Annotated in this window: 16 protein-coding genes; all 16 read right to left on the bottom strand. The window is 49.4% G+C overall.

The window, feature by feature from the left end; all coding sequences use genetic code 11:
- Positions 1-167 precede the first annotated feature (167 nt).
- The 16 genes from D3P07_RS24500 to D3P07_RS24425 all read right to left on the bottom strand — a co-directional run bounded on the left by D3P07_RS24500 (position 168) and on the right by D3P07_RS24425 (position 20,848).
- Entirely contained in the window at positions 168-1,652 is a 1,485-nt protein-coding gene (locus D3P07_RS24500; RefSeq protein WP_119803276.1) for an extracellular solute-binding protein, read from the bottom strand.
- 97 nt (positions 1,653-1,749) lie between these two features.
- Positions 1,750-3,516, bottom strand: coding sequence for a cache domain-containing sensor histidine kinase (locus tag D3P07_RS24495; protein WP_119803274.1), 1,767 nt, complete (start codon positions 3,514-3,516; stop codon positions 1,750-1,752).
- A complete protein-coding gene (locus tag D3P07_RS24490) occupies positions 3,513-5,084 on the bottom strand; it encodes a response regulator (RefSeq protein WP_119803271.1) in 1,572 nt (523 codons plus the stop codon). The genes D3P07_RS24495 and D3P07_RS24490 overlap by 4 nt, the downstream gene beginning before the upstream one ends.
- 102 nt (positions 5,085-5,186) lie before the next feature.
- Positions 5,187-6,107 carry a carbohydrate ABC transporter permease gene (locus D3P07_RS24485; protein ID WP_119803269.1) on the bottom strand — a complete coding sequence of 307 codons (921 nt, stop codon included), beginning with the start codon at positions 6,105-6,107 and terminating at the stop codon, positions 5,187-5,189.
- Positions 6,107-7,039: an ABC transporter permease gene (locus D3P07_RS24480; RefSeq protein WP_119803267.1), complete on the bottom strand. Its 933-nt coding sequence runs from the start codon at positions 7,037-7,039 to the stop codon at positions 6,107-6,109. The genes D3P07_RS24485 and D3P07_RS24480 overlap by 1 nt, the downstream gene beginning before the upstream one ends.
- 365 nt (positions 7,040-7,404) lie before the next feature.
- Positions 7,405-8,070 (bottom strand): class II aldolase/adducin family protein, encoded by a 666-nt coding sequence (locus tag D3P07_RS24475; RefSeq protein WP_119803265.1) that lies wholly within the window; start codon positions 8,068-8,070, stop codon positions 7,405-7,407.
- A gap of 30 nt (positions 8,071-8,100) precedes the next feature.
- Positions 8,101-9,375 (bottom strand): TRAP transporter large permease, encoded by a 1,275-nt coding sequence (locus D3P07_RS24470; RefSeq protein ID WP_119803263.1) that lies wholly within the window; start codon positions 9,373-9,375, stop codon positions 8,101-8,103.
- Positions 9,375-9,899 (bottom strand): TRAP transporter small permease, encoded by a 525-nt coding sequence (locus tag D3P07_RS24465; protein WP_119803261.1) that lies wholly within the window; start codon positions 9,897-9,899, stop codon positions 9,375-9,377. The genes D3P07_RS24470 and D3P07_RS24465 overlap by 1 nt, the downstream gene beginning before the upstream one ends.
- Positions 9,900-10,021: 122 nt before the next feature.
- A complete protein-coding gene (locus tag D3P07_RS24460) occupies positions 10,022-11,041 on the bottom strand; it encodes a TRAP transporter substrate-binding protein (protein ID WP_119803259.1) in 1,020 nt (339 codons plus the stop codon).
- 134 nt (positions 11,042-11,175) lie between these two features.
- Positions 11,176-12,201: a zinc-dependent alcohol dehydrogenase gene (locus tag D3P07_RS24455; protein WP_119803257.1), complete on the bottom strand. Its 1,026-nt coding sequence runs from the start codon at positions 12,199-12,201 to the stop codon at positions 11,176-11,178.
- A gap of 41 nt (positions 12,202-12,242) precedes the next feature.
- Positions 12,243-12,890 carry a GntR family transcriptional regulator gene (locus D3P07_RS24450; RefSeq protein WP_119803255.1) on the bottom strand — a complete coding sequence of 216 codons (648 nt, stop codon included), beginning with the start codon at positions 12,888-12,890 and terminating at the stop codon, positions 12,243-12,245.
- 40 nt (positions 12,891-12,930) lie between these two features.
- The gene (locus D3P07_RS24445; RefSeq protein WP_119803253.1) at positions 12,931-14,304 is read right to left on the bottom strand and encodes a four-carbon acid sugar kinase family protein; all 1,374 of its coding nucleotides are present in this window, start codon (positions 14,302-14,304) and stop codon (positions 12,931-12,933) included.
- A gap of 20 nt (positions 14,305-14,324) precedes the next feature.
- Positions 14,325-15,599: a ribulose-bisphosphate carboxylase large subunit family protein gene (locus tag D3P07_RS24440; RefSeq protein WP_397334620.1), complete on the bottom strand. Its 1,275-nt coding sequence runs from the start codon at positions 15,597-15,599 to the stop codon at positions 14,325-14,327.
- Between the two features lie 215 nt (positions 15,600-15,814).
- Positions 15,815-17,380, bottom strand: coding sequence for a glycosyltransferase family 39 protein (locus D3P07_RS24435; protein ID WP_119803249.1), 1,566 nt, complete (start codon positions 17,378-17,380; stop codon positions 15,815-15,817).
- 28 nt (positions 17,381-17,408) lie between these two features.
- Positions 17,409-19,466: a cyclic di-GMP-binding domain-containing protein, MshE-related gene (locus D3P07_RS24430; RefSeq protein ID WP_119803247.1), complete on the bottom strand. Its 2,058-nt coding sequence runs from the start codon at positions 19,464-19,466 to the stop codon at positions 17,409-17,411.
- The gene (locus tag D3P07_RS24425; RefSeq protein ID WP_119803245.1) at positions 19,463-20,848 is read right to left on the bottom strand and encodes a sugar phosphate nucleotidyltransferase; all 1,386 of its coding nucleotides are present in this window, start codon (positions 20,846-20,848) and stop codon (positions 19,463-19,465) included. The genes D3P07_RS24430 and D3P07_RS24425 overlap by 4 nt, the downstream gene beginning before the upstream one ends.
- Between the last annotated feature and the right edge of the window lie 398 nt (positions 20,849-21,246).

Here is a 21,246-nt window from a genome sequence, read left to right as displayed (position 1 = left end):
AGTCCTCCTCGCATGATGAGCCACATTCTCCTTCTATTAAAACCGATATGCGAACGGGCCGTTATGCCATGATCTTACGAAAACAAGGAAAATCTTGAGGTTTTGTTCCACACCACCTAAAAAAACTCCCTCCGGACTCATGCCGGAGGGAGCACTACTACATGCTGTTACTTCGATGATTCATACCACTCGGTCAGCTCGGCTAATACATCCGCTCCGCCCTGGGCTTTCCAATCGGCTACGAACTTGTCATACAAGTCGATCGATTCTGCACCCGCCATTACCTTGATCATATAATCGCTTTCCAGCTTGTTAAGCTTCTGCAGATTGTTGGCCACAACCGGAAGCGGCGGCGCCAAGAGCGTCGGATCGCTTCTGGAGATCGGCATTTGCTTTGCCTGAATTTCCTCAAATGTCGCATACAACACCGGATCCTTGCGCACGCGCAGCAGCCACAGCTCTTCGAATGCCTCAGCATCCGTGCTTGTCATGAACCAGTCGGAGTTGCCGCGATCGTCATTGAACGCCGGAAGAATAGGGAACATCCTGTCTTCGCTGTCCTTCTCATAATGTACGCCCTCCTCGCCGATCGCCAGCTCCTTGAACAGCTCTGTCTGTACTTTCATATTCATATATTTCATCGCTTCTTCCTTGTTCTTGGAGGACTTCGGAATGGCGATATACCAGCTCACGCCGCCGCCCTGCACCCAGTTGCCGATCTCGCCGTTCTCGCCTTTCAGCGAAGTAATAAGCGTGATTGTGGCATCCGGATCATTTTTATGCAGCGCTTCGGTTACCGCGGGAGCAACACCCCAGCCGTACGTCATCATGCCCGCCTTGCCGGTGGTGAACTTCTGCTGGATCGTCTCCGCCTTATTCACCGGCCATTCCGGGTCTGCCAATCCTTCACTGTACAGCTTGTTCATGAAGGCCAAATACTCTTTCATGCCCGGGCCTTCCAAGCGGTGGATCAGCTTGCCGTCCTCCACGTCAAAGGAAGTCACAACGCCGAATGCCCCGGAAATCTCCGGAATAATGCTCTCAAAGCCAGTCAACGGCACAATGCCTTTTTTCTCTTTAATCGCTTTCAAAAGCTCATAGAATTCGTCAATCGTCGTCGGCACTTGCATGCCCAGCTCATCGAGCAGCTTCTGGTTGATCGCCAGCGCGCTGCCTACAAATCCGCGGGGATGCTTCTCGGGGATGCCGTAAATTTGACCATCCACCTTGGCGTTATCAAAAAGCTCGGATGGATTCGCTTTCAACAAATCGGGTCCGAATTCCTCGAGCAGCTTGTCGAGCGGCTCTAGCGCGCCTTGTACCGCCAAGCGATTGTACTGCGTGCCGGACAGCTTCACGATATCATACGGCTCGTTATTGGCCATAAGCAGATTCAGCTTGTCGTCCGGATTCTCAAGTGGAAGCGTCTCATATTTCACTTTGTAGCCTGTCTTCTCTTCCAGGAATGCTGCTACCTTATCCTGATTCGGATCGAAGTTGCGCTGGAAACCGAGCTGCTTCAGTACCGGCTTCTCCCCGCCTTGCTCCGAGCCGTTACCCTTTCCGCTATTCGAATCATTACTGCTGCCGCAGGCTGCAAGCAAAGCCATAATCAACATACATACGATACCGATACTCCATTTCTTGCTCACCGTATCTCCCCCATTTGTGAAAGTATGTCTAGCACGACTTCATTCTAGCATCCGGTCTTATTTGCGTATTTGTCGATAGTAGCTGCCTTTGTTGTCCTTATTGGCTATTTCCTGAGTTATCGTCAAACGACTTCTCATCCCTGGCGCCAAGCGGGAACACAATCGTCACTCGAATGCCCCGTTCCTCGCGCCGTTCAAACGCTACGCCTGCCGTCTCGCCAAAATAAAGCCTAAGCTTATCCTTCACATTGCGGATGCCGTATCCGACATCCGGGGAATCGCTGCCGAGCTGCTCCAGCTTCTCGGCGCTCATGCCTACTCCGTCATCCTCGATGATGAACCGGGCATAGTCGCCCGACAGCTGGCCTGTAATCCGAATTTCGCCCGACTTGTCCCGCTTCTCCCTGATGCCATGTTGAATCGCATTCTCTACGATCGGCTGCAGGATCAGCTTAACCGTCTTGTGGCGAAGCAATTCCGGGTCTGTCTCGATGATAAATTGGATATTCCCGCCAAAGCGCCGGCTTTGGATATTCAAGTAGGTTCGCGCATGCTCCACTTCATCGGCAATCGAGATGACATCATGGCCTTGGCTCAGACTGATCCGGAAGAAGTCCGACAGTTGGCCTGCGACCTCGCTAATGTCCTTGGCCCCCTTCTCCAACGCCATCCAATGAATCAGGTCCATCGTATTGTACAGGAAGTGGGGATTGATCTGGGCATGGAGCGCCTGCAGCTGGGCCGTCCGCTTCTCCGCCTCGGTCTTGTACTTCTCCTCGATCAGCCTTCGCATGTTCACGCTCATCTGATTCAGATGAGATTGAAGCACCCCAATCTCGTCATGAGCCGTTACCTGCGTCTGCGAATCCCAGTTTTCCGCTTCGATCTTCTTGATCTGCTGCAGCAGCGGTCCAATCCTCCGGGTCAATCCTTCAGAAAACGCGACAGCCAATATGACGCCAAAGATGCAGACGATGAATAGCAGTCCATATAATTGATAGGACCATTGCCTGCTCTCTGCGTAAAGCTCCCCTTTCGGAATATGGGCGACCACCTGCCAGCTGGTGCCTGCTATCGGCAAGCTGCTTACAATATAGGCGCGTACATCTACCGAATCGATGGCTTGCCCGATATCGGCAGGATCGACACTGGATACGATACGGTCTGCCCGGTCCGTTATATAGACCTTGCCTTCTCTTGTAATCTGCGCTTTCTTCATAATGTCCTGAAAGGATTCTTCCAATATATCAATGGATAAGACGGCCATGATATCGCCAACAAAGCCATCGGAATACAACGCCCGGCTGCAGGTTACGACATTCTGCTTGCCTCTCTCGCCCAGATAGTCGTATTCGTAGGTGGATTGGCAGTATAGCCCTTCCCGATTCGCCAGCATTTCCTTATACCAAGCCTCATCCTGGATGTCAGACAAGGCGAATATGGTGCTGTTCTCCCGGGCATATATATTCGTTGAGTCAGTGAACAGGCGGATGCTGTAGATTTCCCGGCTAGTTTGCGCGGAGCGGAGAATGTTCAATATTTTATGATAGTCATCGATTTGCCTGGCTAGAGGCAGCTCCACCCGGCCGCTATTGAGCGTATCATTCAGCTCCTTGTTCATGAACAGAATACTGGATACATCCTTCACATTATCCATCTTGTATGACAGGAACGAGCTCGCTTGTCCGATCGCCATCTCCGTAGATTGCTCCACCCTCTTCTCCAGGATGCGCATCGTATTCTGATAGATAATGACCGAGACGAGTCCAACCGAGATAAAGATTAAAGCCATAAAGACAAGCATCAGCTTGGTCTTAATGCGGACTCGAGACAGCTTCTCGCGCAGCAGATTATCCCCTATCATCCTTCCTCACGCTGGCTTTCCCGATATTGTGATGGGATGACGCCCGCGAGCTTACGGAATACTTTGGAGAAGTAGTTGGGGTCCTGGTAGCCAACCATATGCGATACCTCGTACAGCTTCAGCTTCCGGTCGCGAAGCAGCCGCTTCGCCTGCTCGATCCGGTATTGCGTAATATAATCATTGATGGAGACACCCTTCTCCTTCTTGAACAAGATACACATATAGGTAGGGGCAAGATGCACGTGAGCAGCGACCGTATTAATGGAAACATCCTGATTGTAGTTCTGCTGAATAAAGCGGATCATATCGCGAATGACCGACTTGTCGCTCGCAAGCGTCTGGTCCAGCGCTTCCTGCAAAATATCGAGCCGTTGCAGCATAAACTTGCGGATCATATACAGCTCTCCCGACATGAATGTCGTCGCCCACAAATAATCATTCTCAAATTCCCACATCGTCTCCGAATAGATGCGGGTCATGGCTACATACCAGCGGAACAGCTTCTTCCTGACCGACTCTACGTCAAGCGGCGGCTTAAGCAGCAGCTCATTAATGGTTTGATCCAGCCATTCGGAGGCTGCACGAAGCTCCTTCCCTCTGAGCAGCTCCTCGAACGTAATGAACGCTTGCTGACTGAATAGGCTGGCGGTATTCTGCTGAGGGGCAAGATTACTGTACCAGATAACCGTATTCCACCCCCGATAGAAGCTATGGGATAACGCCTTGGCAGCTTGTTCATACGAGGTGGCACAGCCCTTCAAATGCTGGAACGGTTCTCCCACACCTGCTACGACGCCGCGCTCTTCATTCCCTCTGCGTCGGGTAAGCCGGTTCAGCCAGAGCGCTGGAAGATCATCCTGGCGCTGCGAGGAAAGCGCCAATAGCGCGACGCAAACTCCGTTCATGTCGGCCGTCATGACGTTAAGGCCTGCCTCCGCTGCCGCCGCCTCGGCCTCTTCCCGCCAATGCTGCAGCGCATCCTCGGTCTGGAACCGAAATACGGCAATTTGATACCAGCCCTTCGTCAGCAGCTCCGGGCTTAGACGAGCGATAGCCTTCTCCACCGTTATGTATTCGCTTTCAAATTCCGGACCTGTCTTTAGCAACATCTTGAACAATCGCTCCGCCAGCTCCGGCTTGCTGCGATCGAGCTGCTCGCGCATCTCGTCCACCTCTTGCTGCTTCGAGCGGGCGTGGGATATAGAAGCTGCCGTCTTTTCGATTAATGCCGTTAACTCTTCCATCTGAATGGGCTTCAGCATATAATCGACAGCCTGCAGCTGAATGGCTGACTTTAAGTATTCCACATCATTGTAACCGCTTAAAAAAATGATTTTGCAATCAGGGTCGATTTGGCGAATGCGATGCGCCAGCTCGATTCCGTCCATTCTAGGCATGCGGACATCACACAATACAAGCTCTGGGCGAAGCTCCACATATAGCTCATAGGCCTCAAGGCCATCTTCAGCCTCGCCCCCGATTTGTATGCCAAGCCGCTGCCAATCCACAAAACGCAAGAGTCCTTTTCTCGTCATCGGTTCATCGTCCACCAGAATCGCTGTTAGCATGATGTCGCCCCCTCACACTTGTGTTGTTTCAAACTTATGATAGCAGAAAACCCCTTTATTGCCGTAGGTAATTCAGTGGCAATTGAAGGGGATTGACTTCTGCTAACCTTTCACGGACCCGACCAGCACCCCTTTCACAAAGTGCTTCTGCAGGAATGGATAGACCAGCAGAATCGGAATAGTCGCCGTTACAATGGATGCGGCCCGCACCGCCTCCGGTGCCTGATTCAAGTCGCGGTTAATATCAATTTGCCCCGCCGTCGTCAGCACCTCCTGGGTCGAAGCGATCAGCTCTTTCAAGTATAGCTGGAGCGTCTTCAGCTCGGGCGACGTAATGTAGATCATCGCGTTAAAGTAGCTGTTCCATAAGAGCACCGCGTAGAACAGCCCGACTGTCGCGAGTACCGGCTTGGACAGCGGCAATACAATATTGAACAGCACCCGCATGTTCGACGCACCGTCTAGCTTGGCCGACTCCTCCAGGCTTTCCGGGAGCGCCTCGAAGAAGTTTTTTACAATAAGCATATAGAAGACGTTGATCAGCCCCGGCACGAACAGCGCCCACATCGTGTTGACCATCTCAAGCTCGCGCATAACAAGATAGGACGGGATAATGCCGCCGTTGAACAGCATCGTGAATACGTAGATAAGCAGCAGCGATTTGCGGAATTTCAAGGTCGGCTTCGACAGCGGATATGCCGCTAATACGGTCATGAACAGTGAAGCGACCGTGCCGACTACGGTAATCAATATCGTAATCTTGAACGAATTCAGAAATTGCGAGTTGCCCAGTACAAGTTGATAGGTTCCGGTCTGGAAGTCAATCGGAAAAAAGGTAACCAGGCCGGATACAACTGCCGCCTCGCTGCTGAAGGACTTCGCCACAACGTTGAGGAACGGGAATAAGGTGATCAAGCCGAGAATTGTAAAAAAGGTATAGTTCAATACCGTGAACAGCCGCTCTCCGAACGATTCTTTAATTCTGCTCTTAGGCTTACGCACTAGGTTTGCCTTTGTTGCCATTACCAGATGCTCCTTCCCAGATACTTTTTGCACACCGTGTTGCCAACCACGACGAGTATAAAGGCTACGACCGATTCGAACATGCCCACAGCGGTCGAGAAGCTGTAGTCGGATGCCCCGAGGCCGACCCGGTAGACGTACGTCCCGATGACATCGGAGACGTCATAGACAACCGGATTGTACATGACCAAAATTTGCTCCGTGCCCGCTTCCAGCATACTGCCCAGCTTCAGGATCAGCATCAGCACGATCGTCGAGAAGATGCCTGGCAGCGTGACATGAACCATCTGCTGAAGCTTGCTGGCTCCGTCCATCTTGGCCGCTTCGTAGAGCTGCGGATCAATGCCCGCGATAGCTGCCAAGTAAATGATGGTCCCCCAGCCGATTTCCTTCCACCCTTCCGTACCGACCAGGAGCGATCGGAATACGCTCTGATCCATGAAGAACGCGATCCGCTCTCCGCCCAGCCGCTCGATAACCGTGTTGACAATACCGTCGTTCAGCGACAGCAGATTCAAGAACAAGCCGCTAATGATGACCCATGAAATAAAGTGAGGCAGATAGATCACGGATTGAATGATGCGCTTGAACATCATTTTCCGCAGCTCGTTCATCAGGACGGCTACAATAATCGGCGCCGGGAATAAGAAGATCAGCTTGTAAACGCTTATCAAAATCGTGTTGGTTAATACATTCAAAAATTGATCACTCGTCATCAGCCTCTCAAAATGCTTGAGGCCTACCCAATTGCTGCCCGATATTCCGTTGTAGATGCTGAAATCCTGGAAAGCAATGATTAAACCATACATAGGCGTATACTTTAGCAAAAGTAGAAATGCCAGTCCCGGCACGAGCATGAGATACAGATCCCATTCTTTCGCTATCGTCTTCCAGGTTCGGGTGTTGGTTGCCACTCGCGATGTCGCTCTCATTCTTTGGACTCCTTTAGCTGTGTGATAGGGCCGGATGCGCTGCTTACGCTTAATTATGGTGGAGCGCCAATCGCGAGGAAATATTGCAATCTTAACAAAATGAAGAAAATCTAAAGGTTCTGTCCTCCCTGCCGCTACCGGGCAGTTGCGAGCCTTTCTTTCTGAACATTTATTTCGATTGCCGGAAACCTATAAAACACGCGAACAATACCGTCCGAAAGAGCAGCCAAAGAAGCTAATCAGCTGAAGTGCAGCGACAAGACAAGATACGTTGATCTAAGCTCAAAGCCCGCAACAAAAAGGAGATGCCTCAGACCAGGCTCAGCGCCTGTTGAGACATCTCCTTTTGCATAGACAAAGCTCTGCTAAGACAGATTCCAATTTCTTCGCGGCTTATAGTCCGATTTCTCCAGGAAATCCATCTCGGTATCGCGCGATAAACCTTTCATCGGGATACCAGCCGATTGCGATTCGACGAGCATGCGGCAGGCCATCTCCAGCGTCTGCAGCGCCATGCGCGCTTCACGAATCGATGTATCATAGACAAGGACGCCATGATTCTCAAGCAGCAATATATTCGCATGCTTAGCCTTTTCACGGACCCCCTCACCTAGCGCTTCACTTCCAGGATGATAGTAAGGCACGCGCTCTACCTTTTCCAAATAGTACATCGTCTCCACGAACCAATTGGACGGAATTTCAATATCGGAGCAGGCTACGAGCGTGCTATAGAACGGTGATGCGTGCAAGACAGCGCCGATCTCCGGGCGATTCTCATAGACCGCGCGGTGCATAGGCGTCTCCTTGGACGGAACCTTGCGCTCTGTACCATAGACAGCACCGGACATGTCGCATTCGATCAAATCCGTTTCGTCCAGCTCTCCAAGGAAGGTTCCGCTCGCCGTAATGACATAGCGGTCACCCTCGCTTCTCGCGCTAATATTGCCGGCATTGCCCCAGGCAAGGCCGTATTGCATCATATATTTGCCCGTGTGCTGCAATTCTTTCCTGATATCGGATGCATTCGGCATGCGACTCAACCTCCTGTCTTAACCATGAAGCTACTTAAGCAAATTCGGCAAGAACATCGAAATTTTCGGGATATACGTAATGGCCAATAGCGCTACGATTAACACAATATAGAACGGGATCATGCCCCTTGTTATCTGCAGCAAATTGATCTTCGCAAGCTGCGCCGATATGAACAGATTAATGCCAAGCGGCGGTGTACACATTCCGATTGCCAGGTTCACAATCATAATGATGCCGAAGTGAACCGGATCGATGCCAAGCTGCATCGCGACCGGCACTAGCAATGGCGCCAGTATAATAATGGATGCGTTCGTCTCCATGAACATGCCGACAATAAGCAAGAACACATTGACCAGCAGCAAGAATATAAGCGGATTATCCGATATGCTCATGAAGAATTGAGCGACGGTCTGCGGGATGCCTTCACGCGTCAGAATCCAGCCGAACAGTCCTGCACTTGCCAGAATGAACATAATCGTCGACGTGGTAACAACGGATTGCGTCATAATATGAATAATCTTTTTCAGCTTGATTTCACGGTAAATCACGACACCAACGAGGAACGCATAGGCTACTGCCACGCCTGCCGCCTCTGTCGGCGTAAAGAAGCCGCCGTAGATGCCGCCCAAAATAATAACGGGCATCAGCAAAGCAAAAAACGATTCTTTGAAAGCAATCCATAGCTCTTTGCCGCTTTTTCTTGTTTCTTTCGCATACTTCCGTTTTTTCGCGATGATGAAGATCGTAATCATCAGAGATGCGGCAATGAGCAAGCCCGGCAGGAAGCCGGCCATAAACAAATCGCCAATCGATGTTTCCGTCGAGATGCCGTACAGAATTAGCGGGATGCTTGGCGGGATAATAACGCCCAGCTCGCCGGATACGGATTGAACCGCGCCTGTAAAGTTGCGATGATAGCCTCTATGAATCATTGCCGGAATCAGTATGCTGCCCAGCGCCGCGGTAGTCGCTGCGCTCGAGCCGGAAATCGCCGCAAAAAACATCGAGGTCACGACGGTTACAATGGCAAGCCCTCCGGAGAAATGTCCCGTAAGCGCGTTCGCAAAGTTAACGAGACGCCTCGATATGCCGCCGTATTCCATCAAGATGCCCGCAAATACAAAGAACGGAATCGCCATGAGAGGGAACGAATCAAGCGATGTGAACGAACGTTGAACCAATACGGTGAGCGGTGTTCCGCCATCGATCCAGATCGCTGCGGCAGAAGCCAGGCCCATCGAGATCGCGATTGGTACTCCAAGAGCGAAGAACAGGATGAGAAAAAGGAATAGTATGATGCCCATCAGAGTTGTCCTCCTTTTCTCAGCGCTTCCTCGACTTCCGTCTCTTGCTCCTTGTCCGATGTCAGCAGCTCGATGATGACGGCTACCGAATTAATAATCATGAGAAGCGCGCCTATAGGAATGGCCATATACGGGATGTCCATCGTAATCCCCAGTCCGGCCGACAGCTGGCGATGCACGATATCCAGCATATCCACTCCCTGTACGAGCAAGATCACAAAGAAAATAATCGAAATGACCATAATGATAATCTTTAACACTTTTCGAACCTTGGGCTTAACATTTTCCATGATGATCTCAATCGCGATCATCCGGTTATGCCGAACGGCCAGTGCCGCTCCAAGAAAGACGATATACACCATTAAGTAGCGCGCTGCTTCTTCCGTCCAGTGCAGCGGCATGTTAATGAGAAACCGGCTTACGATTTGCGCTATGATGAAGATAGACATAGCCCCAAGCATGAGACCAACGATTACCCCCACTAATTTGTTCATCCAATCGATGCATTTCATCGTTGTCCGCATGATTCAACCTCCCGATGGACACATGGCAGTGTCACATTTGAGTATAGATGTGCAGCGGAAAGACCGGCATCCAATGGACGGATGTCACAGGCATGCCGGTTCTATTCCTTTGCTCTTGCTGTCTACTTGGTGTTCACAATGCTGTCATAAAGCTCTTTGCCGTACTTGTTGGCGAACTCTTCATGCACAGTCATCGCTTTTTCCATAAATGGCGCTGTGTCCGGCTCGATGATCGTTACGCCGCTTTCTTTCATAAACTCCATCAATTCCGCTTCCTGAGTAGCCACAAGCTCATTCTCGAATTGAGTTGCTTCCTTCGCCGCTTCCTCTACCGCCTTTTGCTGAGATTCGGACAGCTTGCTATACGTAATATCGCTCATCGTCAACATGACATAACCGTATACATGGTTGGTCATAACCAGATAATCTTGAACCTCTTGAATTTTGTTGCTGGCGATAAAAGCAAGCGGATTTTCTTGTCCATCGATTACGCCGGTTTGCAGGGAAGAATACACTTCTCCGAATGCCATTGGCGTCGGATTGGCGCCCATCGCTTTCCATGCTGCGATCGATGCCGGAATTTCCGGAACACGTACTTTCAGACCTTTCAGATCCTCAACCTTTTCAACTTTCTTGTTGCTTGTCAGCTCGCGCGGTCCTCTAACCCAGAACTCAAGTCCGCGAATCTGTGCGTTCGTCAGCAGATCTTCTTTCATCTGAGTGCCAACTTCGCCATACAGCACTTTCTCCAGGTGGTCTTGATCGCGGAACAAGTATGGAAGTTCCAGAATCGAGAAAGGTTCATAGAAGTTCGACAATACGCCCGCTACTAGCGCAAAGTCAACGGAGCCAAGCTGCATGCCTTCGATAAGGTCGCGGTCGTTGCCCAGTGTAGAGCTCGGATAAATCTCAACCTCGACGGTACCGTTGGATTTTTCTTTCACCAGCTCCGCGAATTTCAGCGCGCCTACATGCCATGCGTCAGACTCGCCTGTGATATGACCAAGACGGAGCTTAACCTTTTTATCTTCCCCGCCACTGTTGCCTCCGCTATTGGCACCGGAATTCGTATTGCCGCCACAAGCGACAGCGCTTACAATAAGGACCATCAGGACCGCTACTACCGAAAATTTCTTCAACATAATATCATTGACCTCCCAGTTTGAATAAATCTTGTTGTATGATCAGTCCAGCCTCACAGCGTCACAGCATGAGGCCGGCTTGTTGCAATAGGATGAATGCGAGCCATCTCTTGGCTGATGGATGATTCCTTTGCTTAATCGAACAATACCAGCACCTTCAGCGAAGAATCTTCCTTCTTATCTACCAGACGGAAGCCTTCCGCCGCCTGCTCAGCAGTAAGTCTATGCGTGATCAGGACTTCTTCCCTGACCGCACCAGCCTGAATCATATCAATGGCTGTGATCGTATCCTCGCGTGTATAGGTCATGCAGCCGATAATTTCCTTCTCCTGGTTCTGCAGGTTATGAATATCGAAGGTTTGAGTACCGTGGAACATCGCAATCGTCACGATTCGTCCGCCCTTGCGCAGCAGCTTAAGCGATTGATCGATGATGCCCGGAACGCCTGCAGCGATAAGCACCTTATCGAAATCCCCGCCAATCGCCGCTTTGGCTTCTTCCGTCCATTCCGGCCGGTTCATGATATTCATCGTGTGGCTGGCACCCATATGGGAAGCGGCCTCCAAGGCGTAGTCCATCACATCCGTTACCAGCGTTGTCGTTGCGCCGGCTGCCTTGGCAGCCGCCATAGCCAATAGCCCGATTGGGCCTGCTCCTAGTACTGCGACTTTATCTCCGACCTGAATGCCTGCTTTTCTTACTGCATGAACGCCAACGGCGAACGGCTCTACCAATACGCCGCGATCATAGTCCATATCATCCGGCAGCTTGAACACCGTCTGCTCAGGCGCCGCAAAGTATTCCGCCATCGCGCCATACCAGCTTCCAATACCCGGCGCTCCGCGATCCGAGCAATAGTTCACATTTCCAGTAAGGCAGTATTCGCAATGTCCACAACCTGTCTGCGGTTCAACGGTAACGCGATCGCCAGTCTTGAATTTCGTAACGCCTGGTCCGACCTCAACGACCTCACCGGCGATTTCATGGCCGATAATGACCGGAGGCTTCCGGAAGGGATGCAAGCCTTTGTAGGTATGAATATCCGATCCGCAAATACCTGCGGCTCTTACTTTAATCAATACTTCGTTATCCTGAATTTCAGGCTTGTCTACCTCTTTCACTACAACGGTATAAGCATCGTCCACGTACACGGCTTTCATCTATTTTCCCCCATTCTGACTTATTCATGCTGTCTCTTTCCTTAAAACAATAGTTTCCGCTTGGAGGCTTGTAGATGTTCCTTCATGCGATCCACGCTCTCGGCGCTTCCCTTCTCCAATGCTGCAAAAATATTTTTATGATCCTGCAAGAAATCCTTCATGCGGTGCGGGTCCTTCTTCAGATGTCTGAGCGTAATGCGAAGGAGATGATCCTGATAATTCAGCAGGACTCTATGGATTTCCTGATTGCCTGCGAATTTGCATATGAGCAAATGAAATTCATGATCCGCCTTGGCGAATTCCTTCACGTTGAGCCGTCCAACTATTTCTTCTGTCGCTTCAAGATTATCCTTTAGCTCCAATGTCTGCGACTCGGAAAGTCCTCTGCCCACAATGCTCTGAATGTTGAACGTCTCCAGCGCTGTGCGCAAATCGTAGATATCAATAATACGGTCGATTGCCAGATCGTTGATGATGATGCCTTGCTTGGAGGATACGGTCAGGAACCCCTCCGTCTCCAGCCTTGTGAGCGCCGACTTGATCGGGGTCTTGCTCATCTCCAGCAGCTCGATCAGCTCTCGCTCGGACAAGAAGCGCCCAGGCTCGAAGCGTTCATCGAGAATATGCTCTTTGATTTGATTGTAGGCAATGTCCTTCAATAGAAGTGAGTCCTTCTTTTGTCCAACCATCGTACAAGACAACATCCTTTCAACACGTTTTCTCTATTCGTTAACCAGAGGCGGCATCCCGCACCTTTATAAAGTAATCCGGGCTTCCGAACTGTCCGCCTTTGAGCGCGAGCTCCAATCCGTCCATTCTCTCATCCTGCGAGTAGACTTTGCAAAGCGGCGCTCCAGGGGAGACCGGCAATGCCATCTCCAGACCGTAGATCCCCATTTCACTCGTCACAAACCCGGAAGTGTCTCCGCCGGCAATGACAACTCTGCCGATGTTCGCTTGCAGCATAATATGCTTCGTCCATCTGCCGAGCTGACGGCCGATATGCTCTCCCGCTTGCGAGCCGCCAATGCCCTTGTCGGCCATAGCCTTGCGCGTGGCGGCGATAGCTGGGTCTTCCGGGCCAAGTGCAGTGTAAAGCACGACACTACGTCCTTCATTCAAATGCTGAATCGCTTCTTTCAGCAGCTGCTCCGGCATGTCCCTGTCCTCAGCCAAGCATTCCGGCGGGATACGCAACCCAATGAACCCTTGCTCGATCGCGGTCTCCACTTGGCGCTGGCTAACCGGCGAAGCGCTGCCGGACACAGCCAAGATTCTGCTTGCCGGAACGAGACCTTTACGAACCGAATTCGTTTGATCATCGGATTTCCGGATGCCCGCTTCTTCCCAATAAGCGGTCAGGGCATATTCAACGCCGGAGGAGCCTACAACAAAGCGCTGTCCCTCGACGCCGGATTCCCAAATCAATTGGCCAGTCAGCCTCATTGTGCCATCACCCAGCGCATCGAACAAGATGACAGCAGGCTTCCGCTCCAGCTTGTGCCGGTAAGCCGTCCTCGCCGACTTCTCGCCGCCCTCCAGCTCCACAATGCTCACCAGTTCCATATGGGCATCCAGCTGCTTCTGCAAATGAAGCCTCAAATCCGCTTCTCCCATCGGTGTGACCGGATGACGCGACATAACTGGATGGCGGTCCAGCCGATACACCTCTCCGTCATATCGGGCAAAGTGATGTCCGAATACCGTGTAGCGGCCAAGGGCGGGAGCGCCAACCAAAAGCGGCACTGTCTCTTGGTCCTTGAAATATGGGAGTGTAACGCTAATCGCTTCCCCGATACTGCCAAAATCCGGTGAGGAGTCGAAGGTGGAGCATGTTTTATAGTGGATGATGCCGGCTGGCAATTGCGCTAGCCGCTCCATTATCGGCCCCACTTCCTTACCCAGGTCCTCGGGATTCTTCGCCCGACTTGTTCCGGCGACACCTACGCATCGGATGCCTTCGAATCGCTTCAACATATCCGGCGAAGGCGCTTCAAGAAACAATACTGTGCGGTATCCGCTTTGCGACAGCGCTTCCATGGCATCCGTGGAACCTGTAAAGTCATCCCCGTAGAAAGCGAGTAGAAGTTCATTGTCCTGCATGTTCTGTACCTCCGTCTAGTCTAGTTGCGAGCTTTCCCGAATGTCTGTATGGCTTGTTGCAGAGCCGGATGCGTCTTGGCATACTCCTCTATCGGTATGCCGCTTGCAGCCGCCTCCCAGCCTTGCCGCATACTTGCTACTCCCTCAGCAGCTCCGCCCGGATGGGCCAATATGCCTCCTCCAGCCAAATGGATCACATTGGTCGACTGAATGGCCCGATAAGTCGGTTCTGCACTTCCGGCCCACTGTGCCGAGGACAGTACCGGCATAATCGGATAGCCGCCCAGGAATGGGTTCAGACAATCCTTGACCGACTGTGCAACACCATCATTGCTTTCGGCAAACTTGCTGTTCAGCCCGTTCGTATGCAGATGATCCACACCGGCGAGCCGGCATAGCTTCTGGTAAGCCTTGAAGCCCATCCCTAACATCGGAGAACGGGTCATCGCCCCCCATTGTGTGCGATGCCCATGAATCGGCACCTCAGCATATTGTCTCAGGTGGGCCACGGCCGGCAGGCCCATGCTGTTGACAGCGACCATAACGCATGTGCCGCCTTCCTTCACGACGAGATCGTGATGCCGCTTCATCTCGTCGATGTCGCCAGTAATATTAAAGGCGTACATCAGCTTCCTGCCGGTCCGATCAGCCGCTCGCTCGATCTGCTCCATCACCGTCTTCACCCTCTGGTCGAATGGCGCGTAAGGCGGATTGGCGCAAAGCTCATCATCCTTGATGAAGTCCAGTCCCGCCTCGGCCAGGCTTCTTACAAGCGGACCATATTCGGAGAGCGGAAGCCCTATGCTTGGTTTGACAATTGTGCCAATTATGGGACCGCTATTCACCTGTGTCAGCCTGCGTGTCCCTTCTATGCCGAATCGTGGTCCGGGATATCTGTCGGCGAATGGCCCAGGAAGCTCGATATCCACCAGCCGAATTCCCGACAGCTCGCGCAGCTCATAGAGGTTGCCGGCTACGGTACTCATTAAATTAGCAAGAGAAGCGCCGAAGTTATCTATCGGAAAGGCTAGCTGCACCAGCCCTCTGCGGTACATCAGATTTTTCTCCCCTGCAGGCGGCATAGTGTAAGGCAAGGATGGCTCTAACCTCTCATCCAGTTCCTCTATATGAATAATTGCCGCACGATGGCGAGCTATTAATTCTGGCGTCTCGCCAGGCACCTTTACGAATGTGCCTGTTGATTGCTCGCCTGCCATAACTTCCGCCGCATGCGCCAGGGAATAAGGAGTTTCGATGAGGTAAGTTGCGATCACCTGATGTTGTGACAAGTTCACTCAACCTCCATTCCTGGGGTTTCTTGGATAGATCTATAATAGATCTATGTTGGATCTATTAGTTCCCATCATAAATAAAACGTTTTCAAAAGTCAACGGATTAATTTATTTTTCATTTCGCTTTTAAATAAATAGTCGGACAAAAAAGGACCTTGTATCAGCATGAATACCGATACAGGGCCCTCTCCAAATGTACCTAAATATTTTTAAAAATATTAGTCCTTTTGCAGGATCGGGTCAGCCAGAACCTTATACAGCTTCCAGTAACCATCAAATTCCTGCTGCAACTGTGCCCATTCAGCCCCCTGCTCATAGAGAGTCGGGTATTGCTGATTCACTCCATCCAAAGACAATACAGCTTGAGGATTAGGCACTAAAATATAATCAATTCCATGCTCCGAAGGAGCTTTCATTGAGTCTTCAAAGTCATCATCACTTGTTATGACAAAATTTCTAGGGGTTTTGCTTCCCATTATGATTCTGAAGCTACTGAATGAATCCGTAAGGATCATTGAATCAGACAATTGCTCATTAATATATCGAGTCGCCGCCTTACCTGCTTCTTGCTCCGCATAGAGTTTATTTTGTCTGAAGGCTTCATATTCATCAGAAGCCACGGTAGGGTCGTTCATCATCAGCCCCATAACTCCTGCACTGGCAATCATACCTGTAATCAGCAATGTCACGCCTGTTTTCTTAAATTTCATCAGACTAATCTCGTAAGGAATCCAGATCGCCGCGATTGGAAAGGCGTACATGTAGTAACGTATCCACGCTGCCGTGCCGCCTTTTAGCAATAAAATAACCTGCATTGAAGGAATCGATACCGCCAAGATGAATAGCATCAGCGTGTCCCAACGGAAAAATCTCCGCTCTATTAATCTCATTACAAAAATGATAACTAAAGGTATACAGAAATACCAAAGCCTTTTTACCACAAAAAGCAATGTTAGTCCCGGATTGTTCACCATGGAAGCGAATCGTTCATCGTTCTTCAGAAGCTCGGCCTGACCCAAGTTGCCATAACTGTCCGTCAGAAAATAAAATCCGTCGCCCATAATGGTGTAGTTAAAAAATATCCACAGCAAACCGGAAAATACGACTGGCGTAAGCAGAAGAGTCCAGGTTCCCTCCGCTTGACGGAGACGGTCTTTCAACGATTCTGTTTTTTGCTGCAATATCCAAATTAACACAGTGAATGCAAGAGCAGCTCCAAAAAACACGGTCTCATATCTCGTCCAAAAGGCCAGTGCCAGTGCGATAGCCGCGATAACAAGCGGTCTTGCCCCATCTTCTCTCATCCAAAGAATCAATTGAATGACAGCTATATTGATAAAATATATAAAAATAACTTCGGTCAATCCGTTTGCGCCATAATAGAAAATATACGGATTAAGCGCATAAAGTACGGCAAAAACCATGGTCAGCCATTTGTTAATGCCGAATCGAAAACCCGCTTTTACAATCATTGCGGCAGTTAGAGCAGCGAACAAACTCGATACAATAACCGCAGCTACACCTTCTGATGCAAGTCCAGGAAAAATAGGATAAAAGACCAGCAGCAGCAACTGCATTAGGCTGGGGAGCGGATTCCAAATGAAACCGATATTGGCAAGACTCGGCTCACGGCTATATAGCACGTAAAATGCATTAGCTACGCGGCTAGATGCATCGCCGGACATAAAACCGTAAATAGCTGTCAAATAATAACCAACCGCAAGCTCCAGCAGAAATACAATAATAAAGATTGCGAATATTGAACGCTTCCAAGCGACTGACATACCTTCACCTTACCATTCCCATATTTCGCTACAAATCTACCGTAGGACCGTTGCTGCTGTGCGTATCTGTCGTAGCATGTCCATGTGCCGTCTTCTCCCAGTAAAACGGCTTCGTGATAAGCTGGATAGCAGCTTTCATCGCCGCAATACTCATTAGCACCCAATAAATTGGCGTCAATAGCGAGTACTTGATCAGCGAAAAGGAAAACACTTTTTCCCCTTTGTTATGCATATCTCTTGTTACCCAGTACATACCGGCAGTATGACTATAGACGAATATAAAGTTGCCTATAAACAATTCAAATGCCGCAATATAATAGATGGGCCCTGGGAAAAACATCGGAATAAACTTTATTTTCGCCAAATACCATAGCAAGCACATCGTCCAAAATATCGGATTCAATAGAGGAAGCAGCGGCGTGGCAAGCACCATTGCCTGAAATCCAAGAAAACCTTTTGGCCCCAGATCGCGCCAAAGTTGAACCGGGTTGCGCATATGAACAAGCCAAGTCTGCATATAGCCCTTAATCCAACGCGAGCGCTGTCTGATCCAGTTGCCTACGCGACTTGTCGCTTCTTCCCATGTTCGGGAATCGACAATAGCTGTTTTATATCCCTCTTTATATAGCCGCACACCTAGATCGGCATCTTCGGTTACATTATAAGGATCCCATGCATTTATTTTCTTCAATACTTCTGTTTTAAAATGGTTGGAAGTCCCACCAAGCGGAAGCGGAATATCCAGCTTCATCACGCCCGGCAGCAGCAATTCGAACCACATGCTGTACTCATGGGTAAACCATCGGGTCAGCAAATTCTGATTGCTGTTGTAATAATTGAGCTTGGCTTGAATACAGCAGCAATTATCTGGACTTGCTTTGAAGGACAGATACACCTTTTTCAACTGATCAGGATCCGGACGGTCCTCAGCGTCATAGATGACGACAATCTCTCCACGCGCACGAATAAGACCGTAATTGCATGCCTTCGGTTTTGTTTTAGGCAGACTATGCGGTACGACCAATACGGTAAAATAAGATGGCGGTTTGTCTTTCTTCAACAATTCAATGGCTTCAATATCATCTTCCTCGATAAGCAACCGTACATCTAGCTTCGATTTGGGATAATCCAAATTTTCGATATTGCGAATCAACTGAGGGATAATGTTGCTTTCTTTGTACACTGGCACAAGGATACTGTATATTGGCAGATCTCTCTCATCAATTGCCGCGATTTCCTCTGGTGTAAACCTCAACTGTGATGTTTCCTTAGCCCCAATAATCAATATGCCGTATTTGAAGACGGACATAAGCAAATAACCGATCTGAACGGCAATATTAATAGCAAGAAGCGTCCATAGCCAATTCCACAACAGTCCTCCTATAAAAAGAGCCGCGGTAATATACAGGAATATTTTCTGGCTTGTTGTAAAAGTGATATGGGCAGAGTCTTCCGGTTTTTCGGCGATCAGCTTTTCTGTGCTTTGCTGCATAAGCTCACTTACATAGATTTCCTTCCAGAAAAACTCCATCTCATCCCTTGTGGCCATAACCTGTTCAATTGGACTGCCCAAATATTGTTCCAGCCCGGACTGCTGCTCTTCAGTAAGCCTCGATCCAACAGCAATCAGGTAGCGATTGAAATCTTTATTGATAATGACTGCATTATAGGAGCGAGCCATCTCTTCAGGCAATTTCTCATCCTTCTCAAAGGTAAATTCCTGGCCGATTCTTCCCATATTGTTTTGTGTAGCTATAGCTCTATACAAGCGATCGGGTTCAATAAATTTCAGTGAGAGCAAAATATCGCCCAATATGCCGCCGCTCTTCTGCTGGAAGGCAAGAGCGCGATCCAATTGTTCCTGCGAAATTTGCCCTGTATTCACAAGCATCTCGCCTAGTCGGCCTTTGACAGGTACGTTATCTGTTATTGCACGCACTTCTTCCCGGTCAATGCCTGTCAACTCGATGATAATATCACCAAGTCTCCCGCCATTTTTGGTTTGATACTCGACCGCTTCCTGCAATTGCTTCTCCGATATTAATCCGGCCTGCAGCAAAGCATCGCCAATCCGTACTGCCTTCATATGGTCTTACGTCCTTTCTTTCGCTGCTCTCCTACTTGCCAATCAAACTCATATCGTATGATATCGTCTTCATTCACATTCATTCCGATTTGAACTTCAATTAAATCGACAGCTTCAATTGCCCGAATTGCATGCCGGATACCCGATTCAATATGAATAACTTCACCGACGCCGGCCTGAAATTTTCGTCCGTTTATCATAATTTCAGCCTTTCCGCCAATAATCGTCCATATCTCATCTCGACCAGTGTGCACATGATAGCTGATATGCTTCCCTGTCCATACATGAACTCGTTTTGTCACAACTTGTTGATTCAATCCATTACGCTCACAATCCATAACCCGGTACCAACCGTAGATCGTTTCTTCATACATGGGTCGGGCAGACAACGATTTGACCGCGTCTTTGAGCTTCGTACTGGACTCCTTGTCCGATACAAGTATGCCGTCGGGACTCGCTGCAATTACAGCATTCGGTATTCCCAAAACGACGACTGGGATTTGCAGCTCGTTAACGATATGAGTATTGATACTGTCCTCGCTCAATACTCCCTTGCCATTCAGTCTCCGAGGCATCATGCTTGTCCATTCATTCCAAGTTCCCAGATCATTCCAGCGGCCTGAATACGGCTTCACTGACACATTCTGTTCTTTCTCCACCACTTCATAATCAAAACTAATAGAAGGCATCAAATGATAGTTAGCAATCATCTTCTCATAGTCGGTGGACCATCCACTAGAACGCAACAATTCAAGCATATAGCCAAGTCTGAATGCAAACACGCCACAATTCCACATAGCTCCTTGCTTAATTAACCTTTCCGCTGCAGCAGAGTCGGGCTTCTCAATAAATCGATCAATCTGAAGCATACCCGAATCTGCAAGCCCCTTACGGGGAAGTATATACCCAAACTTCTCTGAGGGGCTTGTTGGTCTAAGTCCAATCAAACCGATGTTGGAATCCGATTCTTCGAACTCTTTGCCCAGCTGCTTAATAGCTTCAAAAAAGCTATCGTCCGCCTCAACGTCAACCGGCATCACGACAACAATCTCGCCTTCATTAACCCCCATTTTCGAAAAAAGATATGTCGATGCTAAACTTATCGCAGGAAATGTATCACGTTTAACAGGCTCCAGCACAAGATGCGCAGCCCCATTTAATTGAGATTGAATCACTTCTTCCTGAACTTGACTAGCAGCGATAACAGCCGACTCAGCCAATCCCATCTTCTGAAGCGAAGCCCAAACCCTCTGAATCATTGAAGTTGGTCCTTCGCCTTCATTATCATTATGCATAACTTTGATAAACTGCTTGGAACGATTGTCATTAGATAGGGGCCACAAACGCTTGCCGGATCCGCCTGATAGTAGAATTAATTTCATGACACCTTCTCCCTTCATGCATAATTCAAGACTAATTGCCGCATGCTTCGAATGGAACCAGGTGAACGCTAACAGATCATAGTGCGCGGAGTATGGACCACATTCATAGAGACATATATTCATAGAGGACTTGAGAAGCACGAATCTCGCCAAAAAACTAGTTCATTAGTTATGGTAGTAGTCTTAAAGTAATACGTACAGTACTCAATATAACCTAAATACTGTCATGATGCCAGAGGTTTCTAGTATTTATATTATTGGTAAATGACTCTTCGAATAAATTGTGACCATCACAAGAAAACCCAGTCTGACAATGACTGAGTTCTATATATACATTTTGTGTGCCACATGCTTATTATAACGAAAAATTCGACAAGAAGTTGCAAAAATAGTTAATG

The sequence above is a fragment of the Paenibacillus sp. 1011MAR3C5 genome (assembly GCF_003591485.1).
GTDB lineage: Bacteria > Bacillota > Bacilli > Paenibacillales > Paenibacillaceae > Pristimantibacillus.
Note: the sequence above shows the minus strand (reverse complement) of the source record. Positions and strands in the feature narration are given on the sequence as shown.